The sequence below is a fragment of the Niabella yanshanensis genome (assembly GCF_034424215.1).
GTDB lineage: Bacteria > Bacteroidota > Bacteroidia > Chitinophagales > Chitinophagaceae > Niabella > Niabella yanshanensis.
In genome coordinates, this window is the sequence record NZ_CP139960.1 from 982,437 (window position 1) to 997,126 (window position 14,690).

8 protein-coding genes are annotated in these 14,690 nt (G+C 42.9%); all 8 read right to left on the reverse strand.

Annotation, left to right across the window (positions count from 1 at the left end):
- Positions 1–141: 141 nt before the first annotated feature.
- The gene (locus U0035_RS03685; RefSeq protein ID WP_114792789.1) at positions 142–1,164 is read right to left on the reverse strand and encodes a FecR family protein; all 1,023 of its coding nucleotides are present in this window, start codon (positions 1,162–1,164) and stop codon (positions 142–144) included.
- Positions 1,165–1,281: 117 nt separating this feature from the next.
- Positions 1,282–1,851: an RNA polymerase sigma-70 factor gene (locus tag U0035_RS03690; protein WP_162818000.1), complete on the reverse strand. Its 570-nt coding sequence runs from the start codon at positions 1,849–1,851 to the stop codon at positions 1,282–1,284.
- Between the two features lie 243 nt (positions 1,852–2,094).
- Entirely contained in the window at positions 2,095–4,164 is a 2,070-nt protein-coding gene (locus U0035_RS03695; RefSeq protein WP_114792791.1) for a RagB/SusD family nutrient uptake outer membrane protein, read from the reverse strand.
- Positions 4,165–4,191: 27 nt separating this feature from the next.
- Positions 4,192–7,674 (reverse strand): SusC/RagA family TonB-linked outer membrane protein, encoded by a 3,483-nt coding sequence (locus tag U0035_RS03700; protein ID WP_245957824.1) that lies wholly within the window; start codon positions 7,672–7,674, stop codon positions 4,192–4,194.
- A 148-nt stretch (positions 7,675–7,822) separates the two neighbouring features.
- Positions 7,823–8,896, reverse strand: a complete 1,074-nt coding sequence (locus U0035_RS03705; protein ID WP_114792792.1) for a FecR family protein — start codon at positions 8,894–8,896, stop codon at positions 7,823–7,825.
- Positions 8,897–8,956: 60 nt separating this feature from the next.
- Positions 8,957–9,520, reverse strand: coding sequence for an RNA polymerase sigma-70 factor (locus U0035_RS03710; RefSeq protein WP_114792793.1), 564 nt, complete (start codon positions 9,518–9,520; stop codon positions 8,957–8,959).
- Positions 9,521–9,773: 253 nt separating this feature from the next.
- The gene (locus tag U0035_RS03715) at positions 9,774–12,965 is read right to left on the reverse strand and encodes a DUF6298 domain-containing protein (RefSeq protein ID WP_114792794.1); all 3,192 of its coding nucleotides are present in this window, start codon (positions 12,963–12,965) and stop codon (positions 9,774–9,776) included.
- A gap of 20 nt (positions 12,966–12,985) precedes the next feature.
- On the reverse strand, positions 12,986–14,629 hold the full coding sequence (locus tag U0035_RS03720) for a pectate lyase family protein (protein WP_211316540.1): 1,644 nt from the start codon (positions 14,627–14,629) through the stop codon (positions 12,986–12,988).
- Positions 14,630–14,690 lie beyond the last annotated feature (61 nt).

Genomic DNA, 14,690 nt, shown 5'->3' on the forward strand with positions numbered 1-14,690 from the left:
TAAATAAATAGCTGGTTCCAACAGCTTTTTGTCTTTTTCAGGGCGAAAGATGGTTCCAACATTTTTCGCTCTTTATATTATATGTCGGATTTTTATTTGTTCATAATGGCTTTATTTTATTGAAGTGAGCAATGCGTTAGTTTAATAAATCACAACTTTATCTTTCTGGATCGTATAACTAAAATTCCCGATCATTTTTAAAGACTCCAGTACGTCTTCGAGAGAGTCATTCTCAAATTTACCCCGGTATAATACACCGGCATCCTGCTTATTTTTAAGCTCAATGGTTATGTTATACCATCTTTCCAAAACCGGAATAATATCAGTCAATTTCTCCTGTTCAAACACCAGGCGGTTATGCGTCCATTCCGTTTCAACAGACAAAGAGTCTATTTTGCGGGGGGCCAATTTCAACAGCTCTATTTCAGGCAAACCTCCTTCAGGCATTTTTTTCAGATGCGATTGAGCTGCAGTGTTACGCACAATCATTTTTTCGTTGGGAGCCAACAAAAGTGTTTTATTATTATCTTTTAGTAACACTTCTATTGAACCTCTTAACAAGGTTGTTTGTATATTTTTCTCATCATCATAAGCCCGCACATTAAATGCCGTTCCCAGTACCTTCACTTCGATATTATCCGTATGCACAATAAACGGCCTTTTCTTATCTTTCACCACATCGAAATAAGCCTCGCCTGTCAGATATACTTCTCTTCTATTAATGCCGAACTCCTTATCATAAGACAGTCTGGAATCGGCGTTGATCCATACTTTGGTTCCATCCGGCAACACCAGGTTGGTTTTAGAGCCCTTCTTTGTCACTACGATATTAGCAGCATGTCCTGCCGGCACTCCGGACTGCATCCAGTAAAAAAATGTACATCCCAGCACCAAAATAACTGAAGCTGCAACCGCTAAATAAACCCTAACGGGCCTGGATTTCGCTGCTAAAGGAACCGGTTCCGATGTCTTAATTCTTTCCCGGATTTTATCGAGGGCCTTATTAACAGAGCCGCCCCTGGTCTCCGATGGATAACTAAGGGAACTATTCAACACTTCGTTCATTCCCTCAACCAATAACCCGCTGTACTCACTATTCTTTGTAAGATCTGATAACTCAAGCTGCTCTTCCAGCGTTGTTTCACCGGATTGCTTTTTTATCAATAAGTATATAAGCCTTTCATTGTGCACGTGTAGAACCTTGAGTTATTAGTATAGACGCAAACGGGTAAGCAATACCCCCAAGAAAAAATAATATTTTTTTGAAAAAAATAAAAGAGATCAGGAAACGCTTCTTTTATAGCCTTTAAGAACACGATCCAGAATAGCCGATAGTTTTTTGACCGCAATGCTCATTTGATTTTCAACGGTTTTCACAGAAATTTCCAATAGTTGGGCTACCTCTGCGTATTTAAGTCCGTCTTCTTTGATCAGCTTAAAAATAAGCCGGCATCGGTCTGGCAATTCATTAATAGCCGTATTGATTTCCTGTAATGTTTCTTTATTGATGAGCTTCAACTCGTGATTACCCAGTTCATAGGCTAAGGTTTCTCCTACATCACCAAGGGCTGTATTCTTTTGCGATTCTTTATATCCCCTGCTCCTTGTATAGCTGATAGCAGCATGTTTGGCTGATATATATAGATAATGAGAAAGATTCTTTATGGTGGGCAGCGTCTTGCGATTTTGCCAAAGATTGAATAACACATCCCCGCATATTTCTTCTGCAACATAGCTATCTTTTAACAAAGAAGCCGTATACGAAAGCAATGCAGGGTAATATATCCTGAAAAGCTCCTCAAAAGCCTGTTCATCACTGTTATGGGCAATAGCGTGAACCAGATATGGCAATCGTTGATTATGCATTTGCTACAGCAAAGATAGCTATAGTAAAAGGGAAAATGATAACGTTTTCATAATTGGGCGCATAAAATTTTTCCGCACTACAATATTTTTTATCCCGGAAAAGATGCAAAGGGTGCCATGTAATGACAAAAAACTTACAGGCTCCTTATCAATTTTATCAATCATCGAAAAATAAAAAAGCCCGCATTGAACAATCAATACGGACTCAGTTGTCAGAGTAGAAATATGTTAATACCCGTTATTGCCGAAATTATCAGCATTATTGATCTGGTTTAAAAAACCAAACGGAATAGGACGGTTGTAATGTTTTTCTTTTATAAAGTTGACGAAGGCCGTTCTGTTATACTTCTGCAAACGGCTTTCAAAGGCTTTATTACGTTTCAGGATAGCCCAACGGTTATACTCTCCACAAAGCTCCCTTGCATATTCGTCAAACACATCGTCCATAGTGGCAACGCTTAATTGCATACCCGTACCAAAATTAAAATCAGCCGGGTTGCGGCAGGCACGCTGGCGTAGTTTATTTAAGTATGCAGCGGCGGCAGCTCCATCGCCGTTAATATGCATGGCCGCTTCGGCGGCAATCAAATAAACTTCGGCCATCCGCATGATCATAATATTACCAAGCTTCTGCTGGAAGTTACCTCCTAACCAGCCTCCATCGAAATTATGATTAAACTTCATCATAGCCGGAAACAGGTTGGCCAGACTGTTCGGCACCAATCCATTCCCTGACACTACGGCCTTATAGGTACTTCCCGTTGGATCTGAGGGGTCGAAAAGATCGTCAATGTTAACCGTTACATATCTACGTGCTTTTTTCTCTTCAGCCGTTAGCGGATCTTTACTCAGATAAACAAAGAACCTGTCTTCGTCAGCCTCCAGCGGATAAGGGTGTACGTTGGCGTTAGCCGGAACCGTTAATGCGGCGGTAGACCCGGAGTAATCACCTTTGTTCCATATTTTGGCTATATATTGCCATGTTGCATTCTGAGAAGCATTTTTAGCATCTACGTCGGCATAAGGATAGATTTTCTGTCCGATATGCGATGCATCAATACCATATTTTGTACAAATAGCCGCATTGAGTGTTATGGTTGCATCTGCATACTTAACATTAGCCGGCGCGGGCGTTCCGGACCCGCTTCCATTGCTGGCAATAGCCTGTACACCCGAGTAATTGGCATATGCGGTTACAAATGTGTTTTCCCAGCGCTTGTCATATTTTGCATTAAAGCAATTGATCAGGTACTTGGTTGGTCCTATAAACTGTTGGTTTAGCCGGCCATAATAGGCATTACTGGTATTGGAGTTGACACTTCTTCCCAGCAGGTTGTTGTTAGAAATACCCGATCCTACGGCATCATCCAGTTTGGGATAATAGTGCAGGTAGATATTAGGCTTTCCATTACCTGTAAAATAATCATAAGAAGCATTATACGGGTTAAGACCGTAAGCAGTAAATAGTACTTCCGTATTTATGCGGTTATTGGCGGCAGCAAATACTTTTGAAAAATCATCGTACATCGCAGCGCCATATGCTCCCATATTACTGATCAGGCTATCTGCGACTTCTTTAGCGCGTACCCAATAGGTTTTACCACCCTCGCTCAGGCCCTCTCCTGCACCCTGGGCATATACACGGGCCAACAACCCCAATGCAGATTTTTTTGTTACCCTTGCGGCGTTACCATCCAACGGTGTAACGCCCAGATTATTAAAGGCATCTCTCAGATCGGAAACAATCTGTGCATAAATTTCAGATACTTTATTGCGGGTGGGAGTAAGCGTACGCTCAGCACCGGATGAGGTTATCAATGGCAAATCTCCAAACTGAGTAACCAGCACAGAATAATAATAGCCTCTAAGCAGCTTGGTTTCGCCTACCAACACTTTTATATTAGCTTCATTAGCGTTGGCATCGGTAAGCTGACCGGAAAGATCGATTGTCTTATTACAGGCATAAATAGAGCTCCAAGCCAGGTCCCACACATTTTTTACAACACCGGAGCTTGATGTAAATTGTTCGTAAGCCAACAGATCCCTATACTGGTTATGATTGTTGTAGGGGAATGTCCACAGATCGGTACCCGCTTCGGACACGATACCATAAGGCATGCCAATTAATGAGCCCCACAGACCCGAGTAACAGTTCGACTGAAAACCTTTCCAGCCGGCGAAATTTTGTATGGTATCTTCTTCAGTTAAGGAAACAGGATTATATTCTTTCAGGCTACAGGAAATAACTGCCAGCAGTATTCCTGCCATATATAGCGTTCTCTTTATATTGATTTTCATATCTAATCTTTTTAAATTACCCGGTAATTAAAATGTAATATTCAGGCCCAGTACTACTTGCTTGGTTAATGGATACTCCAGGCTACCGTTCATTTCGGGATCGTATTCCTTTAAAAAATGACTTCTGGCAACAATCAGCGGATTAGTAACAGTCCCATAAAAGCGTAGCTTTTCAATGGAGGCTTTCCTGGAAATATTTACGGGGAGGGTATAACCAAGGGTGATATTTTTTATTTTAAGGAAGGAGCCATCAACATAATTAAGGCCTGTAAAACCCAGGAAACGGTTCGTTCCATAATCATAGTTCATTACCGGAAAATCGTTTGAAGGATTGGTGGGTGTCCAATAATTAAAAGAGGCCGGGAATGTCCTGGAAGGACTTGCATTGATGGCAAATGCATTAGGCTGGTACCAGCCCATCAGGTTGTAATTGATCATCTGTCCCCACCTCATATACATATAAATACCGAGGTCGAAATTCTTATATTTAAAGCTGTTCTGCAACCCAAGCGACCATTTGGGTACATTACTTCCCAAAACCTGAAAATCATTATTGCTATAGGTGTATTTAGAATTGGCTGCTGTGAGGGAAGGATCAAACTGTTGTGCATCCGCCAGGTTCGTATAATAATACTTTCTGACTGCATTACTACCGCTCCCTGTTTCTTTCATATATACACCCTCAGCCAACCGGGTCATTCCGGGAACATTTACTTTGAGTGTGCCGGGGATGGCTCCGAATACTGCCGCATCGGCTTCCTCTCCGATTTGCCATACCCCATCCAATTTATAATTCCAAAAGGTCTTAACGGGCTGCCCCAATACCAATGTGTGCACATCAAACGGAATAAAATTAGAAGTACCTCCTATCAGGTTAAGGACTTTTTCTTTATTGGTCGAAAAAGCAATAGCCGAAGTCCACTCAAAATTATTAGTAACAACGTTCTTGGTATTCAATGCCAGTTCAAAACCGGTATTCATAGTTTCACATAGATTGATGTTCCGTGCATAAGAAACCCCCGGAGTATAGGCACCATAGATGATCGGCATATTTACTTTGTAAATGACATCTTTGGTTTTGGTTCTGTAGTAATCGAAAGACAGATCTATACGGCCATTTAAAAAGCTGGCATCCATACCATAGTTGGTATTGTACGATTTTTCCCAACCCAAAACAGGATTGGCAATCAGGGCAGAATTCCGGAAGATAGGCGTAGTGATACCACCGAGAGAAGTATTGGCATTTTCTACCATTGCTACGGAACTGTATGGATCGATCTTAGCCGACCCTGTAATACCCCAACCAATACGAAATTTCAGGTTATCCAGCCAGTCCCGGGTAGCGTCCATAAACTTTTCGTCGGAAATCCTCCAACCCATAGATGCGGCAGGAAAGTTATCCCATTGGTGGTCTTTATCCAAAACTGAAGAACCGTCGCGGCGAACGGAAGCCGAGAACAGGTATTTGCCCAAATAGGAATAATTAATTCTTCCTAAGAGTCCAAATGTCCTTGACATGTTGTATGAAGAGGTAGCAATAGTATTAGTAGGATCATTTTTAATATTGTGCCACTTGAAGTTATTGGAATAAACATTATTCTGCGTGATGTTATTGCTGGAGTTCTGGTTATCATAATAAGAGCTCACTGCCGTTAATGTAAGATCATGATCACTGGCTATCTTTACATTATAGGTCAGTATATTTTCCCATTGATATCCTATGAAGCGATTTTGCTGTATCTGCGCCTTCGTAACGTTGGCATTATTATAAGTATAAGCAACAGAGCCCTTGCCATCAAACCGGTAGTTATTGGAATAGGCCAGTGTGGCTCCGGCACGCGATAAGATACTCAACCCCTTCAATGGTTTAATTTCTACATAGGGATTCAGGAACATCCTGAAATTATTATCCAGGTTTGAATATACTCCCGGCTGATAATCAAGCAACAGGTTATATACGTTATTGCCCAGATCGGGATTCAAAGTTCCGTCTGCCTTATAGGGTTGCGCCAGGGGATCGGTAGTGATCAGGTTTTCCAGCTTGTCCTGTGCTTTATTTCTTATAACATAGGACGATTGCAGGTTGGCACCTACATTGATCCACTTTCTTAGTTTATGATCGATACGCATGCTGGTAGTTAAGAGCTTGTAATCATCGCCTGAATACTGGCTCTGCTCATTGGTATAGTTCACCGACAAGTAAGCTTTTGTTTTTTCGTTACCACCTGAGATACCCACGCTGTAGTTTTGTGTAGCCGCATTTTTGCGAAGCAAAAGACCAGCCCAATCTGTAAATTGTCCTTCCCTGTAAGCATCATATCTGGATCCAAAAATAGCCGAATCATTTACCGGCGACTGCCAAAGCGCATTTGTAGTTTCCCATTTATTGGTGGCAGCATTCCACAGGTAACTATATGCGTCGCGTTTGGTTTGCAGGTAGCTGTCACCATGACGCATGGTTGGGGTGATCGACCAGCCATTATAACCATAGTAAGAATTCACATCGATATTTACCTTGCCGGCTTTCCCACTTTTGGTGGTAATTATGATTACACCATTGGATCCCGCGGAGCCATAAGCAGCGGTAGAGGAAGCGTCTTTCAATACCTCAATCGACTCAATATCGTAGGGATTAAGAGTGGCATAATCTCCTGGTAAGCCATTGATGATGAATAAGGGATTACCACTGGCATTAAAAGACCTCGTGCCACGTAGCTGTATATTTACTCCGGCTCCCGCCTGGCCTGAAGGGCGGGTAATATCCAACCCGGCTACCCTTCCCTGTAATGATTCCATTGGGTTGGGGCCAGGGCGAGCGGTGATCTCTTCGCTCTTCACCGATACTACTGCACCAGTCAAATCCCTCCGTTTAGTTGAACCATAGCCAATCACTACCACTTCATCCATTTTGGATTCGCTGGCCTTCAAAGTTATTTTGAGGTCGCTTGTACCATCTATAGCCACTTCCTGATCGATATAGCCAACGTTCGAAAAAACCAAAATATCGCCCGAATCCGCATCGATAGAGAACTGCCCGGCAGCATTGGTAACAGTTCCTATTTGCCGGCCTTTTACAGTTACGGATACATTTTCAAGAGGACCTCCATTTTGATCTGTAACAATTCCTTTTATTGTTTTCAGCGGGCTTTGCACCGGCTCTCCGGCAGCTGAAAGAACGACTTTATTATTATCAATCACTTTCCAGGCTACTTTTGTTCCCTGGAAAACTTTAGACAATACCGCATCCAGTGAAGCATTGACTGCGCTGATATATACCGGGCGGTTTAACTCTAGCTGATTGCTGCTGTAAAAAAAGGAATACGATGACTGTTTCTCTATTTGTTTAAAAATATTCAATACCGTAGTTTCCTGCGCCCTGATATTGATCACGGACTGGCCATAATTGGCCGCCGAAACATGGAGCGCGAGAACAAGCATGATGCACATTAATTTCATAACAAGCAGGGGTTCCCGGAGGCTATACCGCCCCGAAAGAGTAGATTTTTGCATACCTTTGAATTGGTTTTTTATTTAAAATGGCATTTAAGACGGCAAGTTTGTCTTAAAGCTGTTGAACGGGGAGAATGTTGGCGCATTCTCCTTTTTTTATTTGATTTTTTAACGCTTTTTCTTTTTCATCTGCAATCGTTTTTAAGAATTATTGAATAATCAGTTGGTTTTCTTTCAATTCATAATCGATAGGATTTGATAAATCGAGTATCTCCAGAATTTGCTGCAGGTCATCGTTTTTAAAAGCACCCGTATATCTGTTATTGCCTGACTTATCAGACTTAAAATGAACTGTAACACCAAACTCACGCTCTAATTCTTTAGCAATTTCCTGTAAAGGCTGATCTACAAATACCAATTTATTCTCCATCCAGGCCGTTTCTGCAATATCGTCCTTTAGTGGTTTTATCTTCGTTACTGAAATTTTGAAATCGCCTAAATGCGATCCCGACTGCTCTTCAAGAGCGGACACCGATACTTTCTGGGAGGGCTCGAGTGTTAATTTATTTTTAGGCTTATTGTTTAAATACATTTCAATCTTGCCTTGTAATAAAGTTGCTTCCCATGTAGCATCCGCATAATTCTTTACATTAAACCGGGTGCCCAATACCCTTATCGTGGCTTTTGATGTATGCACAATAAAAGGTTTTCGGGGGTTATGCGCCACATCAAAATAGGCTTCACCAGTAAGTATAACATCGCGCGCAGCCGTATTAAAATCCTGGCCATACTCCAGGTGACTATTGGCGTTCAGATATACCAAGGTGCCATCCGGCAGTGTTAATTTAGATTTTCCGCTTGTAACCGTGTCTTTCTGTGTTGCAGGCTTTTCAGATAAGCTTGCTTGTTCATCAGAAAAAAAATCAGCTTTAAAAAATGTAAAAAGTAATATTATCGACGCGGCAATAGCTGCCGGCTTTAAGAATACCCGTTTTGAGCGCTTCAACCGGGTTGCAGGTCCCTGTGAAACAAGCGGCGCCACCTGATGCTCCTGTTGGGCGTAGAGCATTTTTACATACTGGGTTGCAAATGCCTGGTCGGTTATATCTTTTGTTACCGATTCATCAATTCGCGGAAAATGACCCAGGACATCATCCAATTGTTTGAATTCAGGATACAGTTTCAGCAATTGTTCCAATTCCTGTAACTGCTCAAAATCGGCGCTTCCCGCCATTTTGAGGGCTATTAAACCATATATTTTGTCCTGTAATTCCTTCTTCATGATGAAGTGTCTATTCTTAAAGACAAGAATAAAAGCAATCACCGTGAATGAATCTAAAAATTATTTTTGAGTATTTTGGTATCTGTCTATGGCGGACTTGAGTTTTCTTAAAGCCAGCTTCATATGGGTTTCTATAGTGTTTTGAGAGATCTCCAACACTTCTTTTACCTGTGCATAGCTCAGGCCATATTCTTTAATAAGACGAAAAACCATCTGGCACTTTGGAGGTAATTGGTTGACAGCATCCGCGATTATTTGCTGAATCTCAGAACAACTGTACTCTGATTCTGTGAAATTATGTACAGCATCCTCTTCTCCTATCTGCCCGGTAAGCTGGCTGTTACGATGTGTTGCACTTTTTAAATAATTCAGGCAGGCATTTTTAGTGGCTTTAAAAAGATAGAGTTTGAGATCCTGCACCAGATCCATCTTTCCACGCATGATCCATAGCTTCAGCAAAACATCAGATACAATCTCATCTGCAACTTCCGTATTGCCCAGCAAATTAAAAGCAAACCGGCGCAGCAATGGATGAAAATAGTAAAACAGCTGCTTATAGGCAACTTCATCTGATTCCCGGCTGACGCTGGTTTTGAGCGATGCTATTTGTTGGCTATCTATCAATTTCTTTTCTTTCTGCTAATTATACAGACCTGGAAATCGTCGCTGAAAACAACTATTTGTTCGGGAATATCAATGGCAAACAAACAAAAATGAACTCAGCAAGGTCGTTAAAATACAGGCATTCAACATTGCCTGAAACGCATATCAGAAATTGAAAATAGATTTTTAATTTTTAGCAAACACGACGATAGTAATTTTTTACATTATTATAAGAAATAGTTCCATCAGGAGCAGCGCCCTGTTACTCATCTTATTATTTTTTCAACCACAAGATGGCGCCCTGTTTGGAAAGCGGTATGGTAACAGCTTTTCCTGCCGTAACTGTTTGGGCACCGGGGATTAATTTACCTGAAGCCGGGTCTAAAAAATCAGCTTTGTAATTACCTGTATAAGCTGAGAGATCAACTGTAACAGCTTGTTTATTATCAGACATTAGAATTACACCTTCCTTACCAACCAGTGCATAATCACCTGCTCTATCTGAAGGCTTCATTGTAGCAGCAGCTCTCAAAAATTCCTGATCGGTACCTTCAGGCAATGCAGGCATTGAGCCTCCGGCCATAAAAATAGCCCAGGCAAAGCGATCTGCTCCTTCTGAAGAGTACATTACTGCTTTACCCGGATACTTTAAACGATACTCTTTCACGGCTCTATACACCTGTTCAAAGGAAGTTCCTTTGGATTTCATCTGGCGGGCCCATTGACGCGGCGCCAGGTTCTTACCACCTTCCGGTGCGTAAGGCGTGCCATCTGACTGGTAGTACCAGTAACGTATATCTATCAAATCCACCACCGGTGCATATTTTGGGTTTTTCAAAATAGCATCCTGTACATCTTTAGTAGTGCTTAACCCAATAATTGGTTTTGCCTGGTTTTTCTTTTCCCAGCCTGCAATAGTTTGCAACCAAAACTCTACAAAATGCAGAGGTCCGGTAAACTCTTCGCTCGTTAGCTGAATAACATTGGGCGTATTCTTAAAATTATCCAGGCATTTTTCAATGTACAACTGATGTAGCTTTCTTCTTACCGGGTTGGAAACATCATAAAATTGCTCGGCATAAAAGATTCTTTTATCTCCTGCATAGTTAACGGGTTCGTTAAAACCTGTATTGTTGATATTATTGGCCGAGCGCCATGGAAAATCGGCGTAGTGCGCGCCGGCTTCTATAATGTTATGCTGAAAGTAATTCTGATGAATCAGTACTAACTTATTCAATGAAGCCAGCGAAGCAAAGCCCCGAAGTCTGTCCCAATACCAATCGTTGTATTTAGTGAGATCATATTTGCTCAAACCATCCCAGGCAGAATCCTTTCCACTTCGGGCAAACGGCAATTCGTAAAACGGCGGCCATACTTCACCGGTCATACGGCGTATACGTTCGTGATCATCGCGTCTCCTATCATACCAAAGGCCATAATTATGCTCCAGTGCAACAATATTCTTGTTTTTCATGGTTTGTATCACCTCATCCAACTCATCCGTAAGACCTGCTCCGACCCTGCCCGGGACAAACCTGGTAACGGATAACTTGTCCTTAGCTTGTTGCAGGGCTTTTCCCTCTACACCTCCTGTCCACCAGGGAACGCTTTGCCGTCTTCCAACTGCCACTTCCGGGCCCAGCATTAACCAGCCATTATTTAGTTTCAGCCCCGTAGCTGAAAGCGGTGGGTAAACGGACCAACCATCATGCGTTCTTGCCGTTGCCGTTTCTACACCTTTGGCATCTGTGCTGATAGGGTTTCGTTTTGCAGCCTGGCCAATCCATTCGTACATGGTTCGTTTGGGTTTTGAGGCTTCTGCGGTCAGGTCCTGTGCTACCGCAACCGTAGGACTACTGGACGCTTCTCCTCCAATGTCCAGTATTGCGGCTCTCCGGCTTACATCTTTACCCAATCGTTGAGCCAGCTGGAGGTAATAAAAACTTCTGGGATTAACGTGATTATTTGACTCTGCCCAAAACCCTTTTCCTGCAAATTCGCTCCAGGAGCCGTAGGACCAGTTTTGCGCAGTGGGCGGTTTATCGCATTCGATCAAAGAAGCCGTGCAGTTCCATAAAAAGCTATTGGCGCCTGACCAGCCGGCACCACGCCCGTCCTGTCCGCGATTGCCTAACCGGATGGCATTGCCATCTACCTCCATTACATCAAATAAGATACCCGAAGCCCAGCGTCCAATGGCGCCACTGAAACTGTAAGGCCTTTCGGAAACGCATTGAACAAAGGCATTGGGTCCTGTGGCAGCATGCCCCACACTGTAGTCATGATATCCATTAGCTGCAAAACAGCGCTGGAACAGGGTTTGCTGACCACGTGTGAAAAATGTGTACCGTCTTTGTCCGCCGATTTCTGATACCGGCTGGGTAGAGATACAGTCCTCAACCGTAATACGCCTTGCTGTTTCATTAATGAAAACTGCAGAGCCTGCAAAATGTTTAAAAGATAATTGTCGTACCCAGGCATCTTCTGCATTTGTAAAAGTAACCGCCATCCAGCGATGTTCCTCGTCTTTAGCATTGGTACGATCAAAGTCTGATACTAATGTCAGGTTTTCTATTCCAATATTATTAATGCGCCCGGGCCAACTGTACTTTATTAGGGTTGCTCCGCCATAATTCTGATCAAGCGATGTAGTTAACGGCGCATCGATAGTAATGGTGTTGCCCTCTATCGCCATTATGGTACGATCAAAATAGAGATCTACATCTCCGGGCTTCCAGCCTAGTGCAGAAACACCTCCCCCAAAATCATCCGTACCCAGTGCTGTTATCCATTCCTGTGTAGACGGTCTTTTGATCTGTACCCGATCGCCTACACGAAAATCTCCCGGATCCGCTATCCTGAAAGACAGCGCACCCACCGGTACATATTTCTGAGTAATTGCTTTTTCTACCTCTGTCGTTCTATCATCTTTTCCGAAAAAACGAACCAGCCCATCCCGGTCAACACCTTTGCCTGTAACTACAGTTTGCCCCTGTGCACCAAAGCCACGTAATACGATACCGGAGACAGTGATCTTTAATTGTCCGGCTACCTCGTAATTACCTTTTGAAAGCAGTACAGCACCCCGGAAGCCGTTTGGATCCGGCTGCATGGCAGCCACTTTATCAATCGCAGTTTGAATAGTAGCAGTAGCATCTCCTTTCACCAACGGCACTACCAATTTTACAGGCACCGTGGGTATATCTTCCGCCGATGCTTTATAACCGCAATAGGAGAAGTCGGGTACACGATCGCCCGTAGCTGTATCTGCGTTATAAACAACCCTTCCCCGCTCTACCACAACAGGCAGAACAGGCTTAGGTGGTTTTGGTTTTTGCGCGTGCACCGTACTACCCAGGAGTAGCGTGGTTGCGGCCACTATACTTTTAAAAAAACGGGTAGTTTTAGGAGCAGTATTTACTGCTGCTTTCCTTTCTATGAGATGATTAAGAATAGACTGGGACACTGCGACCTGGTTTACAATTATTAATATTTACTGATGCCTTTTGATGGCTTCACTATTGCAATATCTACTAAACTATTTAAATAATTTTCAATATTACTATATCCGTTCTTCGCAATCTTTACAGCATCGCCGCCATCTTTATGATTTAATTTATGCTTCTTTTCATAGTCATCCGGGATTCCGTCGTTATCGCTATCCACATAAGGAGTGCCTTTATATTCAGGGTATCCGCCTACCTGGGAAGGATGTGTAATGATCCCTTGTTTATAGGAATCTTCAGGCAATCTTCTTTTAATAAATCTACCGCGATAAGGTTGGGCATTAGGCGCTACATACACCTTTCCCGTTTTTACGGTTTCAACAATACGTTTGTCTACTGCATCCCGTACCGGTAACGTAGCGCCCACATTTTTTAACACATAATCGTAAGCGTCTTTTGTTGGAATTACAGTTACCGGCGCCAACTGAATAGGCTTGTCGGTACGAATGGAAGCCAGCAATTCTTTCACGTTTTTTGACTCGGGTTGCACACCACCATCCCAGTTATCTGCAGTTACTTTTGCATTCCCATCTATATAATTACCTGCCACATAGGCTTTACCAAAAGCATTTCTATTTGCAGTGTCGCGACCCGATTCCGGTTTTAAGATCCGATAGCTGATCGGTTCTCCTACAGGAGTAATAGGTCCTGGCTTATAATAATTATTAATAAAGTTATAAAACGAGCGATGATCGCCACCATCTGCAGTCCTGTTCCACCAGTTGAATACTACATTGTTTACAAAGTTGAAATCGCCGTACATGCCTACTGAAGGATTACGGCTGATATTATTGGCCCATAAATTACGGGCAAACATGTTATTCAATCCTCCTATTGTACTTCCAAAAGCGTGGTTATAAGTATCCAGTGCTTCAGAGAAAATAGAATTCTGGATAGTAACGTTTACCGTAGGAAGCTTGTCCGCCTTACCTTCTCTGTCATAAACGTGGCGGTACATACTCATATTCTCATCCAGGCCCCAGCTTGCTGACACGTGATCGATGATAATATTACCAACGCCGTTGCCTCCTAATCCATCGTCTCTGCGGGTTACTTCGGTAGCGCCCCTGCGAAAACGCATAAAGCGGATGATTACGTCATGCGTGTCTATTAGTACGGACTCTCCCGCCACACACACACCATCACCTGGCGCACTTTGTCCGGCAATGGTTATATAAGGCGCCCTTATACTAACCGGGCTTTTGAGCTGTATAATACCCGAAACATTAAATACGATGATCCGCGCTCCGCCTTGCTCGCAGGCCCAGCGAAAGCTACCGGGGCCGCTATCGTTGAGATTCGTTACGACCAGCACTTTACCGCCACGTCCCCCAAAGCTAAATTGACCACCGCCTTCCGCACCAGGAAAAGCAGGTATAGTTGCCTGTGGTAGATCAGAAGGTTTGGCGGCCCATGGAATATAAGGCTTTCCAGCCCTGGCTTCTGCTTCAACTACTTTCAGGGCTGCAGTCCAGCGTTCATTGGAAGCCTTTCTGTCAGCAGCAGATGCTACTTCAGCCGAGTCTTCTACAGACTTTGGAATAACAGGATATTGAGCAAAAGCTTGATTAGAAAACGTAAAAAAGGAAGCCAGTAATACCGGCAAGCAAAAGGATCGTTTCACAAAAATTATTTTTGTAGATTATTTAATGGAAAACAGCATTATCAAAAAACAGGCGCGAAAC

Bases quoted from the DNA above. Each gene is read 5' to 3' on its own strand.
- U0035_RS03695 (WP_114792791.1), bottom strand. From the start codon at position 4,164: ATGAAAATCAATATAAAGAGAACGCTATATATGGCAGGAATACTGCTG.
- U0035_RS03700 (WP_245957824.1), bottom strand. From the start codon at position 7,674: ATGCAAAAATCTACTCTTTCGGGGCGGTATAGCCTCCGGGAACCCCTG.
- U0035_RS03705 (WP_114792792.1), bottom strand. From the start codon at position 8,896: ATGAAGAAGGAATTACAGGACAAAATATATGGTTTAATAGCCCTCAAA.